The organism is Streptococcus sp. HMSC10A01 (assembly GCF_001807785.1).
Taxonomy (GTDB): domain Bacteria; phylum Bacillota; class Bacilli; order Lactobacillales; family Streptococcaceae; genus Streptococcus; species Streptococcus gordonii.
The window spans coordinates 580613-606464 of record NZ_KV790983.1 but is presented as its reverse complement, the minus strand read 5'-3'; the positions used below and the strand labels follow the sequence as shown (position 1 = coordinate 606464).

At 41.3% G+C, this 25852-nt stretch carries 24 protein-coding genes; 20 read left to right on the top strand and 4 right to left on the bottom strand.

Annotation, left to right across the window (positions count from 1 at the left end; genetic code table 11):
• Nucleotides 1-163 precede the first annotated feature (163 nt).
• Nucleotides 164-880, bottom strand: coding sequence for a GntR family transcriptional regulator (locus HMPREF3108_RS09950; protein WP_045634528.1), 717 nt, complete (start codon nucleotides 878-880; stop codon nucleotides 164-166).
• A gap of 106 nt (nucleotides 881-986) precedes the next feature.
• Between HMPREF3108_RS09950 and HMPREF3108_RS09945 the strand changes: the two genes are divergently transcribed.
• From HMPREF3108_RS09945 to HMPREF3108_RS09915, 7 genes are all read left to right on the top strand, one after another.
• Nucleotides 987-2813, top strand: a complete 1827-nt coding sequence (locus tag HMPREF3108_RS09945; RefSeq protein ID WP_083277182.1) for a glycoside hydrolase family 35 protein — start codon at nucleotides 987-989, stop codon at nucleotides 2811-2813.
• Nucleotides 2810-3286 (top strand): PTS sugar transporter subunit IIB, encoded by a 477-nt coding sequence (locus HMPREF3108_RS09940; protein ID WP_008808079.1) that lies wholly within the window; start codon nucleotides 2810-2812, stop codon nucleotides 3284-3286. Before HMPREF3108_RS09945 ends, HMPREF3108_RS09940 begins: the two co-directional genes overlap by 4 nt.
• A 26-nt stretch (nucleotides 3287-3312) precedes the next feature.
• A complete protein-coding gene (locus HMPREF3108_RS09935; protein WP_048777308.1) occupies nucleotides 3313-4227 on the top strand; it encodes a PTS mannose/fructose/sorbose/N-acetylgalactosamine transporter subunit IIC in 915 nt (304 codons plus the stop codon).
• Nucleotides 4214-5032 (top strand): PTS system mannose/fructose/sorbose family transporter subunit IID, encoded by an 819-nt coding sequence (locus tag HMPREF3108_RS09930; RefSeq protein WP_048777309.1) that lies wholly within the window; start codon nucleotides 4214-4216, stop codon nucleotides 5030-5032. Before HMPREF3108_RS09935 ends, HMPREF3108_RS09930 begins: the two co-directional genes overlap by 14 nt.
• Nucleotides 5033-5043: 11 nt before the next feature.
• Nucleotides 5044-5451, top strand: coding sequence for a PTS sugar transporter subunit IIA (locus HMPREF3108_RS09925; RefSeq protein ID WP_046164797.1), 408 nt, complete (start codon nucleotides 5044-5046; stop codon nucleotides 5449-5451).
• Nucleotides 5452-5601: 150 nt separating this feature from the next.
• The gene (locus tag HMPREF3108_RS09920) at nucleotides 5602-6765 is read left to right on the top strand and encodes an SIS domain-containing protein (protein WP_061596346.1); all 1164 of its coding nucleotides are present in this window, start codon (nucleotides 5602-5604) and stop codon (nucleotides 6763-6765) included.
• A gap of 225 nt (nucleotides 6766-6990) precedes the next feature.
• On the top strand, nucleotides 6991-8025 hold the full coding sequence (locus HMPREF3108_RS09915; RefSeq protein ID WP_061596344.1) for an aldose epimerase family protein: 1035 nt from the start codon (nucleotides 6991-6993) through the stop codon (nucleotides 8023-8025).
• 95 nt (nucleotides 8026-8120) lie between these two features.
• Here the strand turns inward: HMPREF3108_RS09915 and HMPREF3108_RS09910 are convergent, their stop codons facing one another.
• The 3 genes from HMPREF3108_RS09910 to HMPREF3108_RS09900 are packed head-to-tail and all read right to left on the bottom strand — an operon-like array spanning nucleotide 8121 to nucleotide 10027.
• Nucleotides 8121-9134, bottom strand: coding sequence for a DUF4097 family beta strand repeat-containing protein (locus tag HMPREF3108_RS09910; RefSeq protein ID WP_061596342.1), 1014 nt, complete (start codon nucleotides 9132-9134; stop codon nucleotides 8121-8123).
• Nucleotides 9127-9711, bottom strand: coding sequence for a DUF1700 domain-containing protein (locus HMPREF3108_RS09905; protein WP_061596340.1), 585 nt, complete (start codon nucleotides 9709-9711; stop codon nucleotides 9127-9129). Before HMPREF3108_RS09905 ends, HMPREF3108_RS09910 begins: the two co-directional genes overlap by 8 nt.
• Nucleotides 9698-10027 carry a PadR family transcriptional regulator gene (locus HMPREF3108_RS09900; protein ID WP_061596338.1) on the bottom strand — a complete coding sequence of 110 codons (330 nt, stop codon included), beginning with the start codon at nucleotides 10025-10027 and terminating at the stop codon, nucleotides 9698-9700. Before HMPREF3108_RS09900 ends, HMPREF3108_RS09905 begins: the two co-directional genes overlap by 14 nt.
• A 209-nt stretch (nucleotides 10028-10236) precedes the next feature.
• On the opposite strand from HMPREF3108_RS09900, the gene HMPREF3108_RS09895 reads away from it, so the two are divergent.
• The 13 genes from HMPREF3108_RS09895 (at nucleotide 10237) to HMPREF3108_RS09835 (ending at nucleotide 25844) form a co-directional block, all read left to right on the top strand.
• A complete protein-coding gene (locus HMPREF3108_RS09895; protein WP_011999604.1) occupies nucleotides 10237-10368 on the top strand; it encodes a teichoic acid D-Ala incorporation-associated protein DltX in 132 nt (43 codons plus the stop codon).
• Between the two features lie 45 nt (nucleotides 10369-10413).
• The gene (dltA, locus tag HMPREF3108_RS09890; RefSeq protein WP_260452505.1) at nucleotides 10414-11937 is read left to right on the top strand and encodes a D-alanine--poly(phosphoribitol) ligase subunit DltA; all 1524 of its coding nucleotides are present in this window, start codon (nucleotides 10414-10416) and stop codon (nucleotides 11935-11937) included.
• A complete protein-coding gene (gene dltB / locus HMPREF3108_RS09885; RefSeq protein ID WP_070494429.1) occupies nucleotides 11934-13181 on the top strand; it encodes a D-alanyl-lipoteichoic acid biosynthesis protein DltB in 1248 nt (415 codons plus the stop codon). Before dltA ends, dltB begins: the two co-directional genes overlap by 4 nt.
• A 20-nt stretch (nucleotides 13182-13201) precedes the next feature.
• Nucleotides 13202-13441: a D-alanine--poly(phosphoribitol) ligase subunit DltC gene (gene dltC, locus HMPREF3108_RS09880; RefSeq protein WP_005591431.1), complete on the top strand. Its 240-nt coding sequence runs from the start codon at nucleotides 13202-13204 to the stop codon at nucleotides 13439-13441.
• Nucleotides 13434-14702 carry a D-alanyl-lipoteichoic acid biosynthesis protein DltD gene (gene dltD / locus HMPREF3108_RS09875; protein WP_045634520.1) on the top strand — a complete coding sequence of 423 codons (1269 nt, stop codon included), beginning with the start codon at nucleotides 13434-13436 and terminating at the stop codon, nucleotides 14700-14702. The genes dltC and dltD overlap by 8 nt, the downstream gene beginning before the upstream one ends.
• Before the next feature lie 109 nt (nucleotides 14703-14811).
• Nucleotides 14812-15297, top strand: a complete 486-nt coding sequence (locus HMPREF3108_RS09870; protein WP_045634519.1) for a GNAT family N-acetyltransferase — start codon at nucleotides 14812-14814, stop codon at nucleotides 15295-15297.
• 326 nt (nucleotides 15298-15623) lie between these two features.
• Complete coding sequence (locus tag HMPREF3108_RS09865) at nucleotides 15624-15911, top strand: WXG100 family type VII secretion target (protein WP_011999608.1); 288 nt, start codon at nucleotides 15624-15626, stop codon at nucleotides 15909-15911.
• A 78-nt stretch (nucleotides 15912-15989) separates the two neighbouring features.
• Complete coding sequence (gene esaA, locus HMPREF3108_RS09860; RefSeq protein ID WP_070494427.1) at nucleotides 15990-19004, top strand: type VII secretion protein EsaA; 3015 nt, start codon at nucleotides 15990-15992, stop codon at nucleotides 19002-19004.
• A gap of 6 nt (nucleotides 19005-19010) precedes the next feature.
• The gene (gene essA / locus HMPREF3108_RS09855; protein WP_046164807.1) at nucleotides 19011-19466 is read left to right on the top strand and encodes a type VII secretion protein EssA; all 456 of its coding nucleotides are present in this window, start codon (nucleotides 19011-19013) and stop codon (nucleotides 19464-19466) included.
• Nucleotides 19467-19539: 73 nt separating this feature from the next.
• Nucleotides 19540-19788 (top strand): EsaB/YukD family protein, encoded by a 249-nt coding sequence (locus HMPREF3108_RS09850; RefSeq protein WP_011999611.1) that lies wholly within the window; start codon nucleotides 19540-19542, stop codon nucleotides 19786-19788.
• Nucleotides 19781-21034, top strand: a complete 1254-nt coding sequence (gene essB, locus HMPREF3108_RS09845; protein ID WP_070494425.1) for a type VII secretion protein EssB — start codon at nucleotides 19781-19783, stop codon at nucleotides 21032-21034. The genes HMPREF3108_RS09850 and essB overlap by 8 nt, the downstream gene beginning before the upstream one ends.
• A 19-nt stretch (nucleotides 21035-21053) precedes the next feature.
• Nucleotides 21054-25469: a type VII secretion protein EssC gene (gene essC / locus HMPREF3108_RS09840; protein WP_070494423.1), complete on the top strand. Its 4416-nt coding sequence runs from the start codon at nucleotides 21054-21056 to the stop codon at nucleotides 25467-25469.
• Between the two features lie 9 nt (nucleotides 25470-25478).
• The gene (locus tag HMPREF3108_RS09835; RefSeq protein ID WP_061584768.1) at nucleotides 25479-25844 is read left to right on the top strand and encodes a hypothetical protein; all 366 of its coding nucleotides are present in this window, start codon (nucleotides 25479-25481) and stop codon (nucleotides 25842-25844) included.
• Nucleotides 25845-25852 lie beyond the last annotated feature (8 nt).

Sequence of the window (25852 nt, the reverse complement as noted above, 5' to 3'; positions counted from 1 at the left end):
TTTTGTTTAAATAAGTGTTCATATTATATATTTTAGCAAACAAATTAAAGGTATCTAACAAAATAACTTTTCATTTTAGGTAAAACACGATATAATATAAACATCAATGAAAGCGCTTTTACAAAAGAGTGTAAGTGCTTGATAGAGTTCGTTTTTACTACTATTAACGACTTTTATCAGAGGCAATAAACTTGATTTTATAAAAGTCTCCGCGTTTGTAACTCTCAACATATTCCAGGATTTGTCCAGTACTTTCAAGATGAGTAGTTTTCACTTGATGTACAGAAGGAAATTGAGGATCGATTCCTAGTTTTTCAGCTACATGCTTAGGTGTTGGGAAAACAATTTCGTTGATTTCTTCAAAGGGTTCATCGTTCATATGAATATGATAATCTGCTTTGAAGCGACCATAAATAGAACTATAGTACTCTAAGTTTGGATAGTTCGCATTTACATATTGTTCTGGGATATAGGATTGCTGATAGATATAGGTCACACCATTGGTTTCTCTGACCCGTTCGATCCTATAATAGAATTGGTTGCTCTTTAGACCGAGTTTGTCTAGAATGGCTCCATCGTTTCCACGCTCAATGGATAAGACAGTGACATGGTCACTTTGGGATGGAAAAACCTCTACATCAGAAAATTCGACTAGTTTATGCTTACGGGCTCTAGATACGAAGGTGCCTTTTCCTTGCTGGCGGATAATATATCCGTCGTTGGCAAGATCGTTTAGTGCTCTGACGACAGTGATAGAACTAACATCATACATCTGTATCAATTCAGCCTCAGTGTAAAACTTATCGCCATTTTCAAATTGACCAGAAATGATTTTTTGTTTTAGTTCATCTTTTATGTATTGGTATTTAGGGATTGCCATTATTTTTTCACCTCACTTCTATTCCCTCTTACTAGAATTTTACCATATTTTCTAAAAAATAGTTCAAAACTATTGACTTTTTTTCAAAATATTATTATATTAATTAATGAAAGAGTTTTCTTTGAAAGAGGGTGGGCGTTTGGAAAGATTTGAAGTGTCTGATAATTTTCTACTAGATCAGAAGCCATTTAAGATTTTATCGGGTGCAATCCACTACTTTCGAGTGCATCCAGATGACTGGCATCATTCGCTTTACAACTTAAAAGCTTTAGGATTTAATACGGTTGAGACTTATGTTCCTTGGAATATACATGAGCCCGAGAAGGGGCGATTCAATTTTCAAGGACAGTTGGACTTAGAAAGGTTCTTGCAGATAGCTCAAGACTTAGGACTTTACGCCATTGTTCGACCGTCGCCTTTCATCTGTGCGGAGTGGGAGTTTGGTGGTTTACCAGCTTGGCTTTTGACAGAAGACATGAGAATTCGTTCATCTGATTCCAGGTTTATTGAGGCTGTAGCAGCTTACTACGATGAACTGCTTCCTCGCTTAACACCTAGATTATTGGATCAGGGTGGCAATATTCTCATGATGCAGGTTGAGAATGAGTATGGTTCCTATGGTGAGGATAAAGCTTATCTCAGAGCTGTCAGAGACCTAATGATAGAGCGAGACATAACCTGTCCACTCTTTACCTCAGATGGACCCTGGCGAGCAACTTTAGAGGCAGGCACACTGATTGATGAGGATTTGTTGGTTACTGGAAACTTTGGCTCTCGATCAGATGAAAATTTTGCTTCGATGGAAAAATTTTTCCAAGAGCACGACAAGAAGTGGCCACTCATGTGTATGGAATTTTGGGACGGCTGGTTTAATCGTTGGAAGGAACCTATTATTACAAGGGATCCTGAAGAGTTGGCAGAAGCTGTTCATGAGGTTCTCAAGCAAGGTTCGATCAATCTTTATATGTTCCATGGCGGAACCAACTTCGGTTTTATGAATGGTTGTTCAGCGCGTGGAACAATTGATCTCCCGCAAGTCACTTCCTATGACTACGATGCCTTGCTAAATGAAGCTGGGAATCCAACACCTAAGTATTTTGCAGTTCAAAAGATGTTAAAGACTTATTACCCAGAATTCCCACAAATGGAACCTCTGGTGAAAGGCAACTTTGAACAAAAAAATATTCCTTTGAGCGACAAGGTTAGTTTGTTTGAAACTTTGGCGGATTTGGCAGAGCCTGTTCAAAGTCTCTATCCTAAAAAGATGGAGGAACTAGGACAGGACTACGGTTATCTACTCTATCATACAGAAGCTGACTGGGATGCAGATCAAGAAAAGATTCGTATTATTGACGGTCGCGACCGGATGCAACTTTTTGTAGACCAAGAACATATTGCTACCCAATATCAAACTGAAATTGGTGCAGATATCTTTGTCGATAGACAGGTCAAAACGAAGCATAGTATTGACATCCTCCTAGAAAATATGGGGCGAGTCAACTACGGCCATAAACTCTTGGCAGATACTCAGAGAAAAGGAATCCGAACAGGGATTTGCAAGGATTTACACTTTATGCTAGATTGGCAGCACTACTGCCTTACTCTCGATCAACCTGAAAAGATTGACTTTTCAAAAGAATGGTACCCGGGGCATCCAGCTTTCTATGCCTTTGATTTTAACCTAGAAATGAAAGCGCTTAAAGATACCTATCTTGATTTGACAGATTTTGGGAAAGGCGTCGCTTTTGTCAATGGAGTCAATATTGGGCGTTTCTGGAATGTCGGGCCAACCTTATCTCTTTATATTCCTCATGGCCTTCTAAAGGAAGGAGCAAACCGTATTATTATTTTTGAGACGGAAGGGGAATTTAAAGATTCTATTCATCTTGTTAACCAACCTACATTTAAAAATATAAAGGGGGAAAATTTATGACAATCGTAGGGAATCGAATCGACGGACGTCTGATTCATGGACAAGTAGCCAATCTTTGGACTACTAAGCTTAATGTGACACGCATCATGGTAATTGATGACGAAGTGGCACAAAACGATATTGAAAAGAGCGGACTCAAGTTGGCAACGCCACCAGGAGTGAAGCTCAGCATTTTGCCAATCGCTAAAGCAGCAGAAAACATCTTGGCTGGAAAATATGACTCACAACGACTCTTTATCGTTGCTCGTAAACCAGACCGTTTCCTTCGTTTGGTAGAGGCTGGCGTGCCATTAGAAACACTTAATGTCGGAAATATGTCTCAATCAGACGAAACTCGTCCAATCACTCGCTCCATCAATGTGGTTGATGCGGATGTGGAAGCTTTCCACAAACTGCATGAAAAAGGCGTGAAGCTGACAGCTCAGATGGTTCCAAATGATCCGGTTGCGGACTTTATGAATTTGTTAAAATAAGGAAAAATTTTTAGGAGGTCTTTGTCATGATACAATGGTGGCAAATTTTACTACTCACTCTGTACTCAGCTTATCAAATCTGCGATGAGTTGACGATCGTTTCTTCAGCAGGCTCACCGGTCTTTGCTGGTTTCATTACAGGACTTGTCATGGGAGATTTAAAGACAGGTCTCTTTATCGGAGCTTCTCTTCAATTGACAGTGCTCGGTGTTGGTACTTTCGGTGGAGCTTCTCGTATCGACGCCACTTCTGGTGCCGTTCTTGCGACTGCCTTCTCAGTAGCACAAGGGATTGATGCAGAGCTTGCTATTGCTACAATCGCTGTGCCGGTAGCAACTTTGTTGACCTACTTTGATATTCTTGGTCGTATGACTACAACTTACTTCGCTCACCGTGTAGATGCTGCAATCGACCGCTTTGACTACAAAGGTATTGAACGCAACTACCTTCTTGGAGCGATTCCTTGGGCTCTTTCTCGAGCTCTCCCAGTTTTCTTCGCGCTTGCTTATGGTGGAGCTTTCGTAGAATCTGTTGTTAAAGGTCTTGCTAATGTACAATGGTTGGCAAACGGTTTGAAACTTGCAGGTCAAATGCTTCCAGGTCTTGGATTTGCGATCTTGCTTCGTTACCTTCCTGTTCGTCGTAACCTTCACTACTTAGCACTTGGCTTTGGCTTAACAGCGATGTTGACAGTGCTTTACAGCAATGTTCAAAGCCTTGGTACTGCAGTGTCTAGCATTGTTGGTTCTGAAGTGTTCTCTAAACTTCCAAAAGAACAAGCTATTACTTTTGTTAACAACTTCAAGAGTGTATCTATGATTGGTATTGCCATTATCGGTACCTTCCTTGCAGTACAACACTTCAAAAACAGCCAACGTACAGTCGTAGCTGCTCCAGTAACTGAATCAGAAAGCGGGGAAATTGAAGATGATGAATTCTAATTACAAACTAACAAAAGAAGATTTTAAACAGATTAACAAACGTAGCTTGTTCACCTTCCAATTAGGTTGGAACTATGAGCGTATGCAGGCTTCTGGTTACCTTTATATGCTCTTGCCTCAGTTGCGTAAAATGTACGGTGATGGCACTCCAGAATTGAAAGAAATGATGAAATTGCATACGCAATTCTTCAATACTTCACCATTCTTCCATACCATAATCACTGGTTTTGACCTTGCTTTGGAAGAAAAAGATGGCGTCAAATCAAAAGATGCGGTCAATGGTATCAAGACAGGTCTCATGGGACCATTTGCCCCTCTTGGAGACTCTATCTTTGGATCTTTGGTTCCAGCTATTATGGGTTCAATCGCAGCAACTTTGGCTGTTGCAGGAAACCCAGCCGGTATCTTCTTGTGGATCGCTGTAGCAGTTGCTTATGACATTTTCCGCTGGAAACAATTGGAATTTGCCTACAAAGAAGGGGTTAACCTCATCAACAACATGCAAAGTACTTTGACTGCTTTGATTGATGCAGCTTCTGTACTTGGTGTTTTCATGGTTGGTGCCTTGATCGCCAGCATGATTGGTGTTGAAGTTTCTTGGGCTCCACACATTGGGGACAAAGCGATTGAAATTCAAGATATGCTCAACCTCATCTTCCCACGTTTGGTACCAGCTATCATCACAGGTGTAATCTACTGGTTGCTTGGACGTAAGGGTATGAACTCTACAAAAGCTATCTTGCTCATCATCCTTGCAGCAATTGCATTCTCAGCATTTGGCCACTTCTTCTTTAGAATGGCGTAATGGAGTAATTTATGAGTAAGCAATTAGTATTAATTAGCCACGGTCGTTTCTGTGAAGAGTTAAAACACAGTACAGAGATGATAATGGGCCCACAAGAGTCCATCCATAGTGTTGCCTTGCTTCCAGAAGAAGGACCAGACGATTTTTTGGCAAAATTTTTAGATACTATCAAAGATTTTGATGACTATCTGGTATTTGCAGATCTTTTGGGAGGCACACCATGTAATGTTGTTAGTCGCTTGATTATGGAAGGTCAAGAAATTGAACTCTATGCTGGTATGAATTTACCAATGGTGATTGAGTTTATCAATTCTTCCTTGATCGGCGCCGACAGCAACTATCAAGAAAAAGCGGCCGAAAGCATTGTTAAAGTCAACGACCTCTTAGCAGGACTTGCTGACGATGATGAAGACGAGTAGGCAGGTGTCGAAAAAAGTCTTGTAGACACCAGTCACTATTTAGGGTTTTATAGACTACAAATGAGGGGAGAGGGAGCTTTTCCTCTCCTCTTTTTTAAGAATAAATGTTTGAAAACATTCGAATAAAATAGAAAGGAAACAAAAAAGAAAATGCTTAATTATTCAAGAGAGCAATTAGTAGACTTAGGAGCTGAAATCACCACGCGCGAAATCCACCAACAACCACAAGTTTGGCAGACAGCCTTCGATGCTTATAGAGCTCACCAAACTGAAATTGAGGCTTTCATAGACTCGATTGATGGTAAGCATGACTATGTCAAGGTTATCTTTACTGGAGCGGGTACTTCTGCCTACGTTGGGGATACTTTAATTCCCTATCTCAGAAGTATTTACGATGAGCGAAAATGGAATTTCAACTCGGTTGCGACAACGGATATTGTAGCCAATCCTTTGACTCATTTGCGTAAGGATGTTCCGACAGTCTTGGTTTCCTTTGCCCGTAGTGGTAATTCTCCTGAGAGTGTAGCAACAGTCGATTTAGCTAAACAGTTGGTAGATGAGCTTTATCAGGTAACAATTACCTGTGCAGCAGAAGGGAAATTAGCCCAGCAGGCTCATGGGGACGAGAGAAACCTGCTCTTGCTCCAACCTTCTCCATCTAATGATGCTGGTTTTGCTATGACATCGAGCTTCACTTCTATGATGCTAACGGCATTACTGGTCTTTGATACATCCGAACTTGCAGTAAAAGAGGAAAAAGTTGCGTCTTTGATTGCTTTAAGCCAGCAAACTTTAGACCGAGTAGATGAGATTCAAAATTTGGTAAACTTAGACTTCAATCGCGTTATCTACCTGGGAGCAGGCCCCTTCTTTGGTCTAGCCCATGAGGCTCAATTGAAGATTCTAGAATTGACGGCCGGCCAAGTGGCAACAATGTATGAAAGTCCAGTCGGCTTTCGACATGGACCAAAGTCCTTGGTCAATGAGCAGACAATTGTCCTGATCTTTGGATCGACAGATCCATATACTAAGCAATACGATCTAGATTTAGTCAGAGAAGTTGCTGGAGATGAGATTGCCCGCAAGGTTATTTTGCTGACAGACAAGGCAGAAGGATTGGCAAAAGTAGAAGAAGTAGAAATGGCAAGTGAATTACTGGATGATATCTATCGGACCTTCCCTTATATCATTTATGGCCAGCTTTTTGCTTTGCTTACTTCTTTGAAAGTTAAAAATCGACCAGATACACCTTCGCCAACTGGTACAGTTAACCGTGTTGTGCAGGGAGTCGTTATTCATCCTTTTGCTAAATAGGAAAAAAGAGGATTAGTTGTAGTGCTTGGCTCTACTCAATAGGATTTAAGCGAACAAGATTCTTTCGAAAAGTGCCCACAGCTGGTTTGATAAAGTAGAAGAAACTCTTTAATAAGTAGGTGTTTTTAGGATGGGTACTGTGTTATAGTAAAAGAAGTATGGGATAGGAATTGCTAAAGAAGATTCTGATTTCCCTCTTTTACATTTTCATCACAAGGAGTTATTATGAAATCGTATCAAAAAGATCTATTTGGAGAGTTTCAAGGGCAAAACATTTTTCGCTTCACCTTTGAAAACGATCTGGGCTATCGTCTCAGTGTTATGAACTATGGAGCGACGATCCTGGAATACCAAACACCAGATAAAAAAGGCCAGTTTGCTAATGTTATTTTAGGATTTGATCAATTTGAAGATTATATTGGCAATAGCCCTAAACATGGAGCCAGTATTGGACCTGTAGCTGGTCGAATTGCCGGGGCAAGTTTTGAATTGGGTGGAGAAACCTATCACCTGGAAGCCAACAATTGTCAAAACTGCAATCACAGTGGATCGACTGGTTGGGACAGTGCTGTTTTTCAAGTGGAAGAAGTCACTGACGAAGGCCTAGTCCTTTTTACAGAAAGAGCAGATGGGACTGGAGGTTTTCCAGGTCATCTCAAGGTTTGGATTTCTTATACACTTTCTGAAAAAGGGGAGCTGGAAATTTCTTATCAGGTACAAACTGACCGAGATACCCTTATCAATCCAACCAACCATAGCTATTTTAATCTTTCAGCTGATTTTGCTCAGACCATTGATGACCATGTCTTTCAGGTAGATAGCTTGGGGGTTTATCCAATTGCGGCGGATGGAGTACCAGCTAAAGAGGTAGAAACAAGTGATTTTGTAAAGCATCTGCAGCAAGCTATGCTCCTGAAGGACCTCTTTGCTGAAAAGGATGAGCAGGTTCGATTGGTGTCAGGCCTAGATCATCCTTTTGCACTGAAGCCAGGACATGAAACGGCAGGCTTCCTCTATCATCAGGAATCCGGGCGTTTCTTGACCTTTAAGACAGAGGCGCCATGTTTGGTAGTCTATACCGCAAATTGTGTTGATGAAGAAATTCGTTTTGCTGGTCAGACAATGAAACAGCACAATGGAGTAGCGCTTGAAATGCAGGCTCTTCCTGATGCTATACATAGCCATCAGAAAGACCAGGTCATTGTTAGGGCTGGTCAGGAGTTTACCAGCACAACCACTTATCATGCAATTGCTAAATAAAAAATAGGCAGGGATAGATATCCCGGTCTATTTTTTTATGTATTCATATCCATCCACAGACGGATGCAGTTTTTGGTGGAAGTGTTAAAATAATTTTACTCAGCAACAGACAGCTCGATACTTCCGGCGCTATCTCTTACAAAAACTTTTCCGCTACTCTTATCCAGTTGGCGTTTCAGTTTAGAACCAACCTCGTCATTTTCACCTGTGATAGATTGAAAATTGTGGGGGACAGTGATGCTACCCATGCTTGTTTCTATATCAAATGAAAGAGTTTCAAGGCTTTCTTTGACTAAGTTTAGCTGAATATCACCTAAGCTATTGTCAATATTGATATCACCTGACAGAGTGAGTTGCTGAGAGTTAATGCTACCTGATGAAAGCTTAATTGTGCTATCTGATAGCTTACTTTTATTTAGGTTGATATCCCCTAGAGAACTTGCTAAATACCCTTTTTCAACAGTAGTGTTATCGATAGTCACACTGCCTGATGAGAGCTTAAGATCCAATTTTTGGATGGTCAGATCAGATAAAGAGACATCTCCAAGAGAATTCGATAAGTCTCCCGTGGAAATCGTACTGTTTTTGACGGTTAGGCTGCCTGCTGAAAGACTAAGGTCTAATTTTTGAACGGACAAGCCAGATAGGGAAACGTCACCTAGACTGCTGTTGCCTTTAAGGGTTGAAAGTTTTGTTCCCTTAGGTAGGCTGAGGGTAACCGTTGAACGCCCTCCTTCGTTGTCAAAAAAGTTCAAGATAGAACGGATGCCACTGCTCCAGCCGAAAGTTATCAGGGGCCTTGGTTGCTGAATCTTTAAGGTTCCTTGATTGGCTGAGGTAACAATTCGCTCAGAAGCTTCCTTGCCTTGATAATAGGTCAAATGTGTTTTATCATCTTCTGATTCTTCAATGACTAGGTTTCGATTTCCGAGATCGATATCCAGAGCAGAAATATCGGAGAAGTCCTCTGTCTTTTTACTGTATTTGGTATGATTGGCTTGCAACAAGTGGTTTATGCCACCAGTTGCAGTTCCTGTAGCAATCAAAGCACCTCCTAGTAGACATGCTGAGATTCCGACAGTTAGTAATGTTTTTTTCCAGTTAGGCATGGCGTGCTCCTTTCTTTGAAAGTCGTTTCGCTAGCTTGATAAAGTTGTTTTTGGTGAACTGTATGAGCGGTGAAACACCTAAAGCGCAGAAAGCGGATAGTCCAAAACCTAGAAGGCTGATTCCAATAGTAAGTAGGAAACTAGGAATCGAAACTCCTAGTGAGATGGTCAGGCTGTCCCAGATCGAGCTGATACCAAAGACAAAAAAGGCGAAAGAGCCGATAGCTAGGACAAAAGCAAAAACTCCAATCAAGAAGAAGAAGACAAAGACTAAAATAGCGACGACCAGAGCCAGCGGAATAGCTAGAGGTGCTGCTAGAATAGATAGGATAGCAATTTGGATAACATTCTTAGTATTCTTTGGCTCGTCTTCTTCTATGATCTTATCTAAGAGGTTGACCATGATTTCATGTGCGGCTTCACGAGGACTGCCGAGTTCGGCTATGACTTGGGATTCATTTTCAGGACCTGCTTCATCAAAATACTCAACAAAGTAGTCCATAGCTTCTTGATAATCGTGTCTGGGGAGTTTCTTCAGATATTTATCTAACTGAGCGAGATATTCAGTTCTTGTCATGATGGATGTTCCCTTCTATAATATTGTTGATTGTACTAATATACTGATTCCATTCTTCTCTGAGCTTGTTGAGCTGGTCGAGCCCCGAACCTGTGAGAGAATAATATTTTCTTTTACGACCTTGAAACTCTTGTGAGTAGGTGGTTAGGTAGCTATTCTTTTCTAATTTTTTCAGAATTGGGTAAAGAGTGGACTCTTTGATATTGGCTAACAATTTAATGGTCTGGCTGATTTCATAACCGTAGGAATCTTCTTTTTCTACGAGAGCCAAAATGAGAAACTCAATTAGGGCTGATGAGGTTGGGAAGTAATACACATTTTTTCCTCCTTTATCAATATAAAAAATATTTATATATAATTATTTTATATATAAATTATATACATAATAAAATGACTTGTCAAGAAAATATATAAAAATTTTATATATAAATTTTTTCACTTAGAAACAAAATAGATTTAGGATTGAAAACTGAGTGAATAAAATGGTAAAATAGAGTATATTTATTGAATGATTTGGAATGAAGAATGAAAAAACATCAAACAATTTACACTTTTTTGTGGAGAACCCTGCTTTATTTTGTTATCTTTTTAGCACTTCTCTATTTCTTTAGTTACCTGGGCCAAGGCCAGGGTGGCTTTATTTACAATGAATTTTAAGATTAAAAGAGGTATCCTTTCGTGACGAATACGACCATTAACGATATGATCGAAACAATTGAGCACTATGCTCAGACACAACCAGACTTCCCTGTATACAATGTATTGGGGGAGGTTCATACATACGCTGACTTGAAGGCTGATTCAGATTCGCTAGCAGCTAAGATTGACAGTCTAGGTCTACCTGCTAAATCTCCCGTTGTGGTCTATGGGGGCCAAGAGTATGAGATGCTTGCGACCTTTGTAGCCTTGACCAAGTCAGGTCATGCTTATATTCCGATTGATAGTCATTCAGCTTTGGAGCGCGTGGCAGCAATTGTAGAAGTTGCTGAGCCAAGCTTGATCATTGCAATTGCAGACTTTCCTATGGAAGTAACTGTTCCAAGCCTGAGTTTAACAGAATTACAGGCAAGCTTTGCTCAAAAGACAGCTTATGAAATCACTCATTCTGTCAAGGGAGATGATAATTACTACATCATCTTTACCTCTGGAACAACAGGAAAACCCAAAGGTGTTCAAATTTCCCATGACAATTTGCTGAGCTTTACCAACTGGATGATTACGGATAAAGAGTTCGCAACGCCTGCGCAACCGCAAATGTTGGCTCAGCCACCTTACTCTTTTGACTTGTCTGTGATGTACTGGGCACCGACTCTGGCTTTGGGAGGAACGCTGTTTGCACTTCCAAGTGCTATTACGCAAGACTTTAAGCAACTCTTTGAAACTATTTTGAGCTTGCCGATTGCTATCTGGACCTCAACACCATCTTTTGCAGATATGGCCATGCTCTCAGATGATTTCAATAGCCAAAAGATGCCAGGACTGACTCATTTCTACTTTGATGGAGAAGAGTTGACGGTTAAGACAGCTCAAAAACTGCGTGACCGTTTCCCAAATGCTCGTATCATCAATGCCTATGGACCGACGGAAGCGACAGTGGCTTTATCAGCTGTAGCTGTTACAGATGAAATGCTAGCTACCATGAAACGTCTGCCAATCGGCTATACTAAGGAAGATTCTCCAACCTTTATCATTGATGAAAACGGCCAGAAGCTTCCGAATGGTGAGCAAGGAGAAATCATCGTATCTGGTCCAGCAGTTTCTAAAGGCTATATGAACAATCCAGAAAAAACAGCAGAGGCTTTCTTTGAATTTGAAGGCTTGCCTGCTTATCATACTGGAGATGTGGGTTCCATGACTGATGAAGGACTCTTGCTTTACGGCGGTCGGATGGATTTCCAAATTAAGTTTAATGGCTACCGCATCGAGCTGGAGGATGTTTCACAAAATCTTAATAAATCAAAATACATTGATTCGGCAGTGGCTGTGCCTCGTTATAACAAGGACCACAAGGTACAAAATCTTTTGGCCTATGTTATCTTAAAAGATGGGGTGGCAGAACAGTTTGAGCGTGAGATTGATATTACAAAAGCTATTAAGGAAGACTTGGAAGATATCATGATGTCTTATATGATGCCATCTAAATTCCTTTATCGTGAATCTCTACCTCTGACACCTAATGGTAAGATCGATATCAAGGGCTTAATCAGCGAGGTCAATAACCGATGATGGAAATTTTAAAACAACTTCCTCACCTGGAACCTTATGGCGATCCCCAATATTTTGTTTATATTATTTTAGCAGTTCTACCTATCTTCATCGGGCTCTTCTTTAAAAAAAGATTTCCGCTTTATGAAGTCTTGGTAAGCCTAGCCTTCATCATCTTTATGTTGGTAGGACCCGACCTGACTCAGTTTCTTGCTTTTATCTTTTACGTAGTTTGGCAGACCTTCTGGCTCTTTCTTTACAAGTTTTATCGGAAAAGATGGGATAATAAGTGGGTCTTCTATCTGCACGTTTTCTTGGCAACTTTGCCCTTAACGATTGTGAAAGTCACACCAGCTATTCAAGATCACCATCAGTCCTTGCTAGGTTTTCTAGGGATCTCCTATCTGACCTTCCGCTCTGTTGGTATGATGATGGAGCTACGAGATGGGGCTCTGACAGACTTTAGTCTTTGGGAGTTTTTGCGCTTCATGCTCTTTATGCCCACCTTCTCTAGTGGGCCGATTGATCGCTTCAAACGTTTTAATGAAGATTATGTTCAGATTCCTGATCGAGAAGAACTTCTTAATATGCTTGAGAAAGCCGTGCACTATATCATGCTAGGTTTCTTGTATAAGTTTGTTCTAGCTCATATCTTTGGCCATTTGCTTTTGGGGCATGTCAAGACTTATGCACTTTACACTGGTGGTTTCTTTAATCTAGGAACTTTGGGTGTTATGTATGTCTTTGGTTTGGATCTCTTTTTCGACTTTGCAGGCTATTCTATGTTTGCGGTAGCCATTTCCTATCTGATGGGGATTAAGAGTCCGATTAACTTTGACAAACCATTTCTCTCTCGGGATTTAAAGGAATTTTGGAATCGTTGGCATATGAGTCTGTCCTTCTGGTTCCGTGACTTCGTCTTTATGCGAATAGTCATGGTCCTGATGCGCAATAAGGTCTTTAAAAACCGAAACGTTACCTCGGGAGTGGCTTATTTGATCAACATGACCATCATGGGCTTTTGGCATGGTGTAACCTGGTATTATGTGGCTTATGGAGTTTTCCATGGTTTTGGTCTGATTATTAATGATGCTTGGATTCGCAAGAAAAAGACCATCAATAAAGAACGAAAGGCCAAAGGCTTAGCACCTTTACCAGATAACAAATGGACTCAAGCACTTGGTATGGTAATTACCTTCCATGTTGTTATGCTGTCATTCTTAATCTTCTCAGGATTTTTGAATGATCTTTGGTTTAAAAAATAAAAATAAATGAGGAAAATACAATGGATGTAAAAGCAGAAGTAATCGAAATTATAGATGAATTATTTATGGAAGATGTCTCTGACATGATGGATGAAGATTTGTTCGATGCAGGTGTCCTAGATAGCATGGGAACAGTTGAATTGATTGTAGAATTGGAAAATCGTTTTGATATTCGTGTACCTGTTTCTGAATTTGGTCGCGATGACTGGAATACGGCCAATAAAATCGTTGAAGGTGTAACGGAGCTTCGTAATGCTTAAACGATTATGGCTGATTTTGGGGCCAGTTTTTTGCGCGCTACTGATGGTAGTTGCCTTGCTATTTTTCTATCCGATTAACTACAATCATAATTATGAGAGTGAAAAGCGTTCAGCCGTCACTTTAACGGCAGAAAATTTCAAAAATCGAACCCAAAAGAGTAAGGCTTTGACTGATGAAGAACATCGCTTTGTCCCTTTCTTTGGTTCGAGTGAATGGCTACGCTTTGACAGTCTGCACCCGGCTGTTTTAGCAGAAAAATATGACCGTTCTTACCGACCTTATTTCCTAGGTCAGCGTGGCGCGGCCTCTCTCAATCAGTACTTTGGTATGCAGCAGATTCTGCCACAACTGGAAAATAAAACAGCTGTCTATGTGGTATCCCCCCAGTGGTTTACCAAGAAGGGATATGATGCTTCGGCTTTCCAGCAATACTTTAATAGTGATCAGCTGACCAGCTTTTTGAGGCAACAGAGCGGGGATCGTGCCGCCCAATACGCAGCGCAGCGTCTACTGCAGCTTTATCCCAACATTGCTATGAAAGACAATGTTCAAAAATTGGCTAATCGGCAAAAATTGACGAGCTTTGATCGTTCTTTTATCCGTTTTATGGCACGGATCAATCGGCGAGAAGATGCTTTTTTCAGCAATTTTGTCGCAGCTAATAACGACAATTATGAAAAATTTGTATTGTCTAAGCTGAAGAATCTGCCAGACAAATTTTCTTATGATGCCTTGGAAGAGGTCGGAACAGAAGAAGCTAAGAAAAACACTAGTAGCAATGATCTTGGAATTGAAAACAAATTCTATAAGAATCGTCTAAAAAGAGCCTTGAAACGCCTCAAGGGTTCTCAGCGGAATCTATCCTATGTGCAATCTCCTGAATACAATGATTTGCAATTGGCTCTGGATCAGTTTGCTAAATCGAAGACTAATGTTCTCTTTGTTATTCCTCCGGTCAATGCCAAATGGATGGAATATACGGGGCTGAGTCAAGAAAAGTATCAGCAGGCTGTTGAGAAAATCAAATATCAGCTGACTGAACAAGGTTTTAATAACATTGCTGATTTTTCGAAGGATGGCGATAAGTCTTACTTTATGCAGGACACCATCCATATGGGTTGGCTAGGTTGGCTTGCTTTTGATAAGGTCGTGGATCCATTTGTGGCAAATCCACAGCCTGCGCCGACTTACAAGCTCAATGACCGTTTCTTTAGCCAGGAATGGGCCCAGTATACTGGTGAACCAGAAGAATTTAAATAGTATTCTTTCAAGATGGGGGCTGGGACAAGAATGTTTCAGCCTCCTTTCTTATAATGTAATGATTGGAAAGGATCAAGAAGCTAGCTATTATCCGGTAAAGGAGGAAAAGATGAAGGTACGTCTATCCAAAGAAGAAGATCTAAAAGCTATCATGGAGATCTATGCTCTGGCTCGTAAGTTTATGAGAGAGCAAGGAAATCCGACTCAGTGGGGAGAGGATTATCCTAGCAAACTTTTAATAGAAGCAGACATAAGCTCTCGTCAGTCCTTTGTTGTAGAGGAGGATGGAAAGATAGTCGGGACTTTCGCTTTTATCATAGGAGAGGATCCAACCTATCAAGTCATTGAAAAGGGAGCCTGGCGTTCGACAGAGCCTTATGGAACGATCCATCGTATCGCTTCAAACGGCCAAGTCAAAGGTCTGGCACGTCAGGTTTTTGATTTTTGCTATCAGGAGATTCCCCATCTACGGATCGATACTCATGCAGATAATAAGCCCATGCAAGCAGCTATCTTGTCTTATGGCTTTACTGAGTGTGGCATCATTTATGTTGCAGACGGAAGTCCTCGGTTAGCTTATGATTACTATCGGTAAATGAAGGCATCTGCTGAGGAGCAGATGTTTTTTTCAAGAAAAGGAATTGGTGATATTACTAGCCCTCTGTCTCTCAAATTTTTTCATACCGGTTTTTGGGTGCTCTTTCGTCTTACCTATTTAAAAAATTTGCCGACTTATTTGAAGATAGGGTGAGAAAATGATGTCATTTTAAGAAAGAAAATAGGAAAAAAGGTAGAAAAAATTCGGAAATAATACGGATGAAAAGTATATTTTCAAAAAAAATGTATAAAATTCACAGAAAAATGTTGCAACGAAATATTTCTTATGATAGAATATACAAAACAAATAAAAAGGAGAACGTTATGGCTCGGATTAAATTAACTCCAGAAGAATTGCGTGCTTCAGCGCAACGTTACACAGATGGTGCAGAAAATGTGAATCAAGTTCTTTCATCTCTTACGAATGAACAAGCGATCATTTCTGAAAACTGGGAAGGTTCAGCCTTCCAAAGCTTTGAAGAACAATTCAATGAACTGTCTCCAAAGATTAAAGAATTTGCACAATTGCTTCAAGACATTAACGCTCAGTTAGTGAAAGTTGCTGATATCGTGGAACAAACTGACCAAGATATTGCAGCACAAATTCATTAATTTTGAATAAGTGGCTTTAGTAGGAAGGCGAGGGCCTTCCTCTTTTTAGTATCAGAAAGAAAATTAAAAAGCGAAAGAATGAAGAATAAAAAAATCTTTAAATATATCGGCAATAGTCTCTTAGTGGTTTTGCTGTTTACAATCGTTACAATTTTAAATATATCTGTACAGAATAATACGACGAGCAGCGGTAAAACAAAACAAAAAACAAGTCAACAAACTAAATTAAACGTAGCCATTGTTAATGAAGACCAAGCTGTACGTGTGGATAAGAAAGAGTACAATCTTGGGGCTAGCTATGTAAAAAATATTGAGCGAGATAATTCCCAAAATTGGTTTGTCGTGACACGCGGGGCAGCTGATGCAGGTTTGGAAAAAGGGACTTATCAGCTAGTCTTGACCATTCCGAGCGATTTTTCAGAAAAAGTACTGGATGTGAACAGTATTAATGCGGATAAGACAACCGTGACCTACAAGGTTAATGCGGCTGGAAATCTGCAGGTGGAAAATGAGGCAAACAAGCTAGCGAAAGATATTGTGGCAGATTTGAACAGCCAGTTGGTTGATATGTATATGGCCAGCATTTTAAGTAACCTTTATACTGCCCAGAAAAATGTTCAAGCAAGTTCACAAGTTCAAGCGACCAATATTGGCAAGTATAAGACCAATCTATTGGATACAGCTATTAATTCAAAAAATATTTTTCCGACACTTTACAGCATGACCAGTTCATCAGTAGATGCTAATAACATGCTGAAATCAAATTTGGAGAATTTTACACAGTCATTTGATACTCTTGGAACGTCCCAGACAGCTTATGACAATAATTTTAGTAGCTTGCTCAAGCAAAGAGGTGAAGATCAGATTAGCTATGCGGCCTTTATGGACCAGCTGATGTCTATGAGCCGTGATTCATTGAGCTCAGAAACAAAGAAACTTTATGATGACTTGCAAAAGCAACAGGAAACACTTGGTAAGCAGATTGGCTCGTCAGAGAGCAAGGATGCAACAGATGCAAAAACTTATACAGGTCTGGCAACAAGTGTTTCTCAGAAAATTGAAGATTTAGAAAAAGATCTCAAAGCTGAACGTGATAAATTCAAAGAACACCAAGATAACATAAAGGACTTTATCACGAAAAAATTGGCGAGCTACTATGGGGTTGAATCTGGGGACAAAGTCACTCTAAATCAAGTCTTCGAAAAAGGGGGCTTAAAGGATTTAGAGAACTCTGAGAGCTCAATCAAGGCTGAACTAGCCAATGCTATCGCTGCTTTGCCAGCAGAAGATTTCAGTGGAAAGACATTTAATGCTTTTGGCTTGTCTATTACTGTGCCAAGTATTAACTATGCTGAGCTTAAGGAGTACGGGACTCCTAGTGACGGGACAAGTTCTGACACTCTCAACCAATTGGCAGCTAAGGCAGTGACAAGCACTGACGCAGTTGATGGCGCTGTAGCCAAGGCTAAGGTTTCTTGGCAAGCGCCAGATGGTGTGACAGTAGATTCAGTGTCCTACAATGGTAGCACTGTAACAGATGGCCAAGAAATTAATCTTGTAGAAAACGCTAAGTTTGATATTCGTTATAGCGTCAAAAGTGCATCATCTGATACAAGTGATAGCGATGCCACTTCTGCGACAAATACTCAGATCTCAATCACCCTCAATGGTGTACAGTCGGCTACTGCAGCAATTGATATTCAAGGAGTTCAGCAGGCGGCGGCTAGTTATGGTATGCAGTCTCAGAGAATTGCCTCAGCCTATCAGCAGGTAGATTCTCTTCTTAAGGTTTATTCTACAATAGAACAATTGAAAAAAGGGGACATGGCAGATGCCTTGACTCAACTTCTATCAGAAGCGATCAATGCTAACTTGAAAGATTACAACGATAGTCTTTCTCAAGCGAACAGTTCCTCAGATGACAAGGATCATAAAGAAACAGGTGTTCGTCAAAAATTAGACGAGACCTTGAAAGATTTGAAAGAAACAGCTCCTGAATTGAAGGAAAACCTAGAAAAAATTGCACTTAGCAATAAGGAATTAGGAACAGCCATCGATGGTCAGCTAAAACAATATGAAAAGCTAAGAGAAAGCTTGTCTGAAATTGCTACATCTCAGACTGCTAGTACAGCAGCTTTGGCCAAAACGGACTCTGAACTGTCTTCACTTAATTCTGAATTCAGATCTTTGTTAAGTACGACTTCAGGCGTTAAGGCTTCATCTCAAAGCAATGTTCAGGCGGCTGAATCTGCGAATCAGATTTTCAGTAATTTCCATCGGGAATTGGCGAATGCTCAGGGTAACACAGAAAAATTGTCTAGCGATGCAGAAACTTTGATGGCAGAGTTTAATGAAGAATTAGCAGCGAATGGGAACTTTGTAGAATCCTTTATCAAGGTACTCAATAACGCTTATGAAAATGGCGTGCCAAATGAGGTTCTTCTTAAATTCTTATCTAGTCCAGTAGCGCAACGTTCTTCATCAGTGAAAGCAACAGTCAATGTCTATCGTCCATTCACTTGGATATTGCTCCTAGAAATTGTGAGTCTCTTTACAGCTTATCTTTTTGCGACACAGAATATCGTTCGCAAAGTCAAAGACAAGTTCAAGCTAGACAAATTGCACGATACAGATATTACGACAGTTGGTGTCCTATCCAGCTTAGCCTTGACCATTGGTTTAGCAATTGGGATTATCTCAAGCATTCAGCTCTCAGTTGGTCGTGAATATGTGCCATCTTGGGTACTCTTGCTAGTATTTGCCAGTCAAATTCTTGTCCAAGGGCAGTATTTCTTATTGAAACATCTCCGTGTTGTCGGTATGGGTCTTGCCTTCTTTATGATGATTAGTTTTGTTTATCTATCCAATGCTATTGGAACAACGGCTAGTCTGACAGGCTTCCCAGCCTTCATCAAGGACTTGAATGCACTGTCTGTTTTGGAAAATCTACTCTCAGCTTACTTTGACGGGCAAGCAGCAGGCTTCTTTGTCTTCTTTGCTCTCTTAATTGTTTTGGGCTTATTAGCAGCAGCTAATATCTTTGTCAAACCCAGAAGTTTTCAAGGAACAATCAGTCAAACCCAGAAAGTATAATAGGATATGAAAAAATTAATTCTCTTGCTTTTTACCGTAGGGGTGTGTGCAGCAGTCTCAGTGGCTGCTGCGGACGACCTCCAAGATAATAGTTTGCAAATCGATAACTCCAGACTTGAGAGAGAAGAGGAGTTACATTTTGGTGCGCAGTCGGAACGGATTAAGGCGCTTTTTAATGCCGCAGATCAAAAGAAACTGCAGGAGATACAGCATGATCAGAATAAACAGTTGGCCACAGAAGGGGGACAACTGTTTTCTGCTATACAGGGGCCAGTTAAGGAAGCCAAAGAAAAGCAGTTATTTCAGTCAAATAGCCAAGCAGTTTCAAAGCTAGAAATTAGCCAGAGAGAAGATGGAACCACTAGCTGGGGAGATTTTTTGCCAGGAGTTTTCTATATTGGCTTAGTCGTCCTGTTAGTTGGGATTACAGCCTTTATCAGTTACAAGGTAGCTACGGACTGAGTTTCATAAGTGGATCTTTAAAAAGTAAAATTCATGACCAGATATGAAATTGTAAATTAGGAGAATTGAGAGAATGAAGCAACATATCAATATAACCCTACGCCTATCAGATAGGGATGTCGATATTCGAATTCCTCGACGAATTGAAGTACGTCGGCTGATTCGAGAAATAGATAGCATTTTTGGGCCAGAAGTAAAAAGGCCAAAATACCAGTTAAGAATTATTAATAAAGGCTTGCTACTTGATGAGGGCAAGTACCTATCAGATTATCCAATTACAACAGGAGATTTAGTAGAGATAGAGGAGGCATCAGGTGACTGAGGAAAAATTTGTATACGGAGAACAAACCTTTACCTATGAGAAAAGTGACAAGGAATGGAAATTAAGTTTACGCCGTTCAGATGTGGCTACGCAAGACTTACGAGAGTTACTGATTTTGGATTTACACCATCCGCTCTTTTTGGAGCAGACCATGGATGCGGATGAAGATGGCTTAACTTTTACCTACCAGCTAGAGCCACATAGTCTCAGCTATGAAGAGGTTAAATCTCGTCCAATCTCAGAAAGAATCCGCTTGGCTCTCAATGTCTTTGCTCTTGAAGCTGCTTTGGAGCTACCAGTGACTTTTCTTCTTCATCCGAGCAACCTCATGATTACCAAGGATGCTCAGGCTAAGATTGCCTATCGTGCGGTTCCAGGTATTATGACACCGGAGGCACTGACTGCTGAGGATTTCTTGCGCCAGGCCAAGTGTTTTGCTGCGACCTTGTTTGCGGATGTGGACTTTATGGAACTCTACAATGGTTCTTTGGAGTTGGAAACCTTACCAGACTTTTTGGTTGAACTCCGTGAAGCAGAAGACCAGGCCGCTGCAGTGGCTGTTCTAGAAAAGGCTTATCTAGATAAGACCAAGGAAGAAAAAGCGACTCTGATTCAGGTGTCTAGTCGATGGCATCGGGTTTTCAAGTTGGCATCTATCTGGCTGTCAGTAGCTGTTGTTCTTTTGATCATTCCCTTGATTTATCTCATTTTCCTGCAAAATCCTTTTAAAGAAAAGCTTCTGCAGGCGGATACTGCCTTTATCAAGGTCGATTATAGTGGTGTTATCAATGAGTTAGAAGGGATTACACCTTCTAGTCTTCCAACGACTCAAAAGTACGAATTGGCTTACTCTTATATTCAAGGGTTAGAATTCTCATCTGATCAAAAGAAGGTCATCTTGAATAATGTGAGCCTTAAATCAGATGAGCTCTACCTGATTTACTGGATCCAAATCGGGCGCAACACCTTTGAGGATGCATTGGATACAGCCAAGCGGATTAATGATAATGACCTCATCCTTTATGCTTTGGCACAGGAAATCAAACAAGTACGAGAAGATGACAAGCTATCAGGTAAGGATCGAGAAAGCAAGCTTAGCTCGCTGGAAGGTGAATACAAGAAGTACTGGGATAGTCGGAGCGAACTACTGACAAGTGATTCAAGCTCAAGCGACTCCAGTGAAAAGGAGGGTTCATCTACTGAAGCTTCAAGTTCAACTGAAACCAGTGCATCTAGCAGTCACTAAGCAGGTCAAGGAGTAAAAAATGACAAAACAAGTAATTTTCTATACCCAGGGCCTGCGTTATGAGGTTGAACCCACAGAAGGACGCCAGCTTCTTCTTGGGGCCAGCGAAAAGGCTCAGGTCTATCTGCCTCAGCAGGAGGAGGAAATTCGACTCAAGGCTGATGGAGACGAGATTTTCTACCAGTTTGGGGAGGAGACAGGCCTCTTGACAGATGGACTGGTACTGAATCAAATCCGTTTTTGCCTTAGAGATAAAACTCCGACAGTTTATGATCTTTTGGACCAACAAGAGCTACGGATCGGTGCTCAGAGTGGCTCTAGCCTTCAAGTCTCTGATGATTTAGAATTGCTCTTGCAGAAAAACGGAGAAAACTGGCATTTAACCAAGTTCAAAGGAACCTTTTATCGAAATAACATTTTAGAAAAACAAGACCAGTTGCAGCTTTCTTTTGGTGATGAACTAAGCTTTGGTGCTGTAACGATCAAAATCTATCCAGATGAAGTCTGGCTGAGTGGTCCCGTCCAAGCAGCCAAGGTTCTATCTCTGCGAGGGGCATCTCGCTACGGCTTTTATCCAGACTATCCAGACTATCATCGTTCGCCACGGATTATCTATCGTGGATCTGAGGATAAGATGGTCATAAATCCTCCAGGTAAAGAGCCTGGCAAACCAAACGATGAATTGCTTAAGCTCATTGTACCGCCCTTGCTGATGATTGGGGTTGTAATCCTGATTACCCTTATCCAGCCTCGGGGGATCTATATCCTGGCGACTATGGCCATGTCTGCAGCTAGTATCGTCTTTTCTGTCAGGACCTTCTTTAAAAATCGGAAGAAATACAAGGCAGACAAGAAAGAGCGCGTGGACCTTTACCGTCTCTATCTAAAAGACAAGGCTATTGAGCTGACTGACTTGGAACGCAAACAGCGTCAGGGCATGCTCTATCACTTCCCTAAGGTGGAAGAGCTGACTGAGTTAACTCAAGGTTACAGTCACCGTATCTATGAAAAAACACCGCTCCACTTTGACTTTTTGACTTATCGTCTAGGCTTGGGGCAGGTTCCGACTTCTTATCAGTTGACCTATGGACAGCAGGAGAGAAGTGGGAAGAAAGATGCGCTTGAAGAGGAGGGCTTTGCTCTTTATACCCAGCATAAAAAAATCCCTGATTTACCGATTGTAGCAAATCTTAGCCATGGGCCAGTTGGTTATGTCGGACCGCGCAATCTAGTCCTTGAACAGCTCCAGCTCTTGGTTATGCAGTTGAGTGTCTTTCACTCTTATCATGATGTGCAGTTTATCACCATCATGCCAGAGGAAGAGCGGGACCAATGGAATTGGATGCGTTGGTTACCACATGCAAGCCTGCAGGAAATGAATGTGCGAGGCTTCGTATACAATCAGCGTACTCGTGACCAAGTGCTTAACAGTCTCAATCAGATCTTGAAACTCCGTAAGACTCAAAGGGATGAGGCAAGTCGCCAAGAGACGACTCTCTTCAGCCCTCACTATGTGGTCTTAATCACTGATGAAAAGTTGATTTTGGATCATGTCATCATGGAGTTTTTCACAGAAGACCCGACAGAACTAGGCTGCTCCCTCCTCTTCGTCGAAGATGTGATGAGCTCCCTATCTGAAAATGTCAAAACCGTCATCAATATCAAGGACCGCAATATCGGACAGTTGGTTATGGAGGAAGGGATTCTCAAGGAGACCAACTTCCGCTTGGATCACTTCCCAGAAGGCTATGATAAGGAACAAATTGCACGGACCTTGGCACCGCTCAACCACTTGCAAAATCTCAAGTCTTCTATCCCTGATACAGTTACCTTTATGGAGATGTACGGAGCTGAAAGCTTTGCGGACTTGAAGGTCTTAGACAGATGGAAGAGCCATGCTCCTTACAAGAGCTTAGCTGTGCCAATCGGCCTTCGAGGCAAGGATGACCTAGTACAACTCAACCTCCACGAGAAGGCTCATGGACCGCACGGTTTGATTGCGGGGACGACTGGTTCTGGTAAGTCTGAAACTATCCAGTCTTATATCCTGAGTCTAGCCGTCAATTTCCACCCACATGATGTGGCTTTTCTGCTCATCGACTATAAGGGTGGGGGAATGGCCCATCTCTTTAAGAAACTGCCTCACCTGCTAGGAACTATTACCAACCTAGATGGGGCACAGTCTATGCGGGCCTTGGTTTCGATCAATGCGGAGCTAAAACGCAGACAGCGTCTCTTTAATCGCTATGAAGTAAACCACATTAACCAATACCAGAAAAAATTCAAAAATGGTGAAGCCAAAGAACCTCTGCCCCACCTTTTCCTTATCTCAGATGAATTTGCGGAGCTTAAGGTCAATCAGCCAGACTTTATGAAAGAGCTGGTTTCTACGGCTCGGGTCGGACGTTCCCTCGGTGTTCACTTGATCCTTGCCACTCAAAAACCATCTGGGGTCGTGGATGACCAGATCTGGTCCAACTCCCGCTTCAAGCTAGCTCTCAAGGTGGCAGACCGAAGTGACTCCATGGAAATGCTCCATACACCAGATGCAGCAGAAATCACACAGGCTGGTCGTGCTTACCTGCAAGTCGGCAACAACGAAGTCTATGAACTCTTCCAATCAGCCTGGTCAGGAGCAGATTACCAGCCGGACAAGGATGAACTGGGAATCGAAGATCACACAATCTATCGTATCAACGACCTAGGTCAGTATGAAGTCCTCAATCAAGACCTCTCTGGACTGGATCTGGCCGATGAAATCAAGGAAGTACCGACAGAGCTTGATGCTATCGTCGAAAATATCCAGCTCTTGGCAGAGAACCAAGAGATTGCTCCCCTACCACAGCCGTGGTTACCACCGCTCCGAGAGCGCATGACATTAAATGAGCTTGAAGCGGTTGATTTCCATAAGGAATGGAATAAAAAGCCAAGTGATCTCGAACTTCTCATCGGGATGGCAGATATCCCACAAGCACAAAAGCAAGAGCCGGTTACGATCAATCTATCTAAGGATGGAAACATCCTCTTGTATGGTAGTCCAGGGACAGGGAAGACGACCTTCCTGCAAAGTACAGCGATGGATCTGGCTAGAAAGTACAGTCCCAAAGATGTCACACTTTACTTAATGGACTTTGGTACGAATGGGCTGGCGCCTTTGAGCCATCTACCTCACGTAGCAGATACCCTACTTTTAGACCAGACGGAGAAAGTGGCTAAGTTTGTTCGGATCATGGAGCGAGAGCTCAATCGGAGGAAGAAACTCTTATCTGACTACGGTGTGGGGACCATAGACCTCTACCGTCAGGCTAGTGGCCAAGAAGAGCCGACAATTGTCATTCTCTTGGATAGCTATGAAGCGATGAAGGAAGAGCCATTTGAAGCAGAGCTCTTCAAGATCTTGATGCGGATATCTCGCGAAGGTCTCAGCATTGGTGTCCACCTAATCATGACAGCTGGTCGTCAGTCCAACCTGAGAGCTACGCTCTATGCCAACTTCAAGCATCAGATGACTCTTAAGCAAAATGATGTTGGTGAAGTCCGGACCATTCTAGGGAGCACACCGCTTGCGGCGACCATGGAAGATATCAAGGGACGTATCCTCATGAAACGGGATGAAGTTGATGTCGTCCAGCTTGCCTTGCCAGTCGCAGGTATCAGTGATGCACAAGTCATCAACAACCTACGTACAGAAGTTGCTCGAATCCAAGAAGCCTGGACAGGTGAAACACCACAAGCTATCCCAATGGTACCTGAGGAGTTGACAGAGAAAGATTTCTATAGACGAGAAAGTGTACAAGAACAATTAAAACAAGACAAAATACCGTTAGGACTTGATTTAGAAGAGGTGCTTCCTATAAGTTGGGATCCTAGCCTTTCAAACTTACTTTATTTAACTAATAAAGAGAGTAATATGATTGATTTACTTAAACAAGTCTCTTATGCATCTAAAAAACAAAATCAGAAATTGATTGTTTTTGCTCCGGAACAAAATCTTTTACCGACAATAGATGGTATTGAAGTTCTGAGTGAGAAAGAAGAAGTTATCAATATGATTGGAGGTTTAGCACTGAAAGTGTTTGAACGTCTCAATAAACGATTGACAAATCAGATTGTAAAGATTGTCTTCTTCGATTTCTCTCACTTTATAGAGAGTATAGAAGTTACAAGTCAATCTAAGCTAGCGAGTGTTCTAGAAAAAGGTTATCGTGTTGGCTATAGTAGCATGATTATTAGTGATCTAGGCATTACGACTCGTTACGATAATGTATCTAAAGAGGTGAAAAAATCTTCTCAAGTTTTGATGGGGTTACGTTATAGTGATCAAACGGTTATAACTGCAGTCAACAAGCCAATTAGAGAAGGCCAATTAGGTCTTCAGGAACATTATTACATTAAGCAAGGCAAATTAACAAAAGCTAAGGTATTAGTAGATTAGGAGGGGAAAATGAATAGAGCAGCAATTAATCAAAAAATAACGATAGTTGGTGAACAACTAACATTAGTTAATGGAAAGTTAGCTAAACTGCAGGCGGCGAAAGCACAGGTGGAAGGAGTAAAGGTTGATTTTAAATATCTCCCCCAAGATACAGAAAACATAAAGCAGACCTATCAATTATCTGGTAAACCTTACGAAACAATGACAACAGAGGAGGAAGGGATAGTTACTCAAGCTAAAACTAAGTTAGAAGAAAAAAAAGATATTGTTTTAAGTGATTTAGAATCAGCTATTCAAACAGAGTCAAGCAATGCTGGTAGCTTGAATTTACAGTTATATGGACTAACGTTGGATCTTGCAAGTGCAAAGGATTGAGGTATAGA

Bases quoted from the DNA above. Each gene is read 5' to 3' on its own strand.
- HMPREF3108_RS09950 (WP_045634528.1), bottom strand. From the start codon at position 880: ATGGCAATCCCTAAATACCAATACATAAAAGATGAACTAAAACAAAAA.
- HMPREF3108_RS09945 (WP_083277182.1), top strand. From the start codon at position 987: ATGAAAGAGTTTTCTTTGAAAGAGGGTGGGCGTTTGGAAAGATTTGAA.
- HMPREF3108_RS09940 (WP_008808079.1), top strand. From the start codon at position 2,810: ATGACAATCGTAGGGAATCGAATCGACGGACGTCTGATTCATGGACAA.
- HMPREF3108_RS09935 (WP_048777308.1), top strand. From the start codon at position 3,313: ATGATACAATGGTGGCAAATTTTACTACTCACTCTGTACTCAGCTTAT.
- HMPREF3108_RS09930 (WP_048777309.1), top strand. From the start codon at position 4,214: ATGATGAATTCTAATTACAAACTAACAAAAGAAGATTTTAAACAGATT.
- HMPREF3108_RS09925 (WP_046164797.1), top strand. From the start codon at position 5,044: ATGAGTAAGCAATTAGTATTAATTAGCCACGGTCGTTTCTGTGAAGAG.
- HMPREF3108_RS09920 (WP_061596346.1), top strand. From the start codon at position 5,602: ATGCTTAATTATTCAAGAGAGCAATTAGTAGACTTAGGAGCTGAAATC.
- HMPREF3108_RS09915 (WP_061596344.1), top strand. From the start codon at position 6,991: ATGAAATCGTATCAAAAAGATCTATTTGGAGAGTTTCAAGGGCAAAAC.
- HMPREF3108_RS09910 (WP_061596342.1), bottom strand. From the start codon at position 9,134: ATGCCTAACTGGAAAAAAACATTACTAACTGTCGGAATCTCAGCATGT.
- HMPREF3108_RS09905 (WP_061596340.1), bottom strand. From the start codon at position 9,711: ATGACAAGAACTGAATATCTCGCTCAGTTAGATAAATATCTGAAGAAA.
- HMPREF3108_RS09895 (WP_011999604.1), top strand. From the start codon at position 10,237: ATGAAAAAACATCAAACAATTTACACTTTTTTGTGGAGAACCCTGCTT.
- dltA (WP_260452505.1), top strand. From the start codon at position 10,414: ATGATCGAAACAATTGAGCACTATGCTCAGACACAACCAGACTTCCCT.
- dltB (WP_070494429.1), top strand. From the start codon at position 11,934: ATGATGGAAATTTTAAAACAACTTCCTCACCTGGAACCTTATGGCGAT.
- dltC (WP_005591431.1), top strand. From the start codon at position 13,202: ATGGATGTAAAAGCAGAAGTAATCGAAATTATAGATGAATTATTTATG.
- dltD (WP_045634520.1), top strand. From the start codon at position 13,434: ATGCTTAAACGATTATGGCTGATTTTGGGGCCAGTTTTTTGCGCGCTA.
- HMPREF3108_RS09870 (WP_045634519.1), top strand. From the start codon at position 14,812: ATGAAGGTACGTCTATCCAAAGAAGAAGATCTAAAAGCTATCATGGAG.
- HMPREF3108_RS09865 (WP_011999608.1), top strand. From the start codon at position 15,624: ATGGCTCGGATTAAATTAACTCCAGAAGAATTGCGTGCTTCAGCGCAA.
- esaA (WP_070494427.1), top strand. From the start codon at position 15,990: ATGAAGAATAAAAAAATCTTTAAATATATCGGCAATAGTCTCTTAGTG.
- essA (WP_046164807.1), top strand. From the start codon at position 19,011: ATGAAAAAATTAATTCTCTTGCTTTTTACCGTAGGGGTGTGTGCAGCA.
- HMPREF3108_RS09850 (WP_011999611.1), top strand. From the start codon at position 19,540: ATGAAGCAACATATCAATATAACCCTACGCCTATCAGATAGGGATGTC.
- essC (WP_070494423.1), top strand. From the start codon at position 21,054: ATGACAAAACAAGTAATTTTCTATACCCAGGGCCTGCGTTATGAGGTT.
- HMPREF3108_RS09835 (WP_061584768.1), top strand. From the start codon at position 25,479: ATGAATAGAGCAGCAATTAATCAAAAAATAACGATAGTTGGTGAACAA.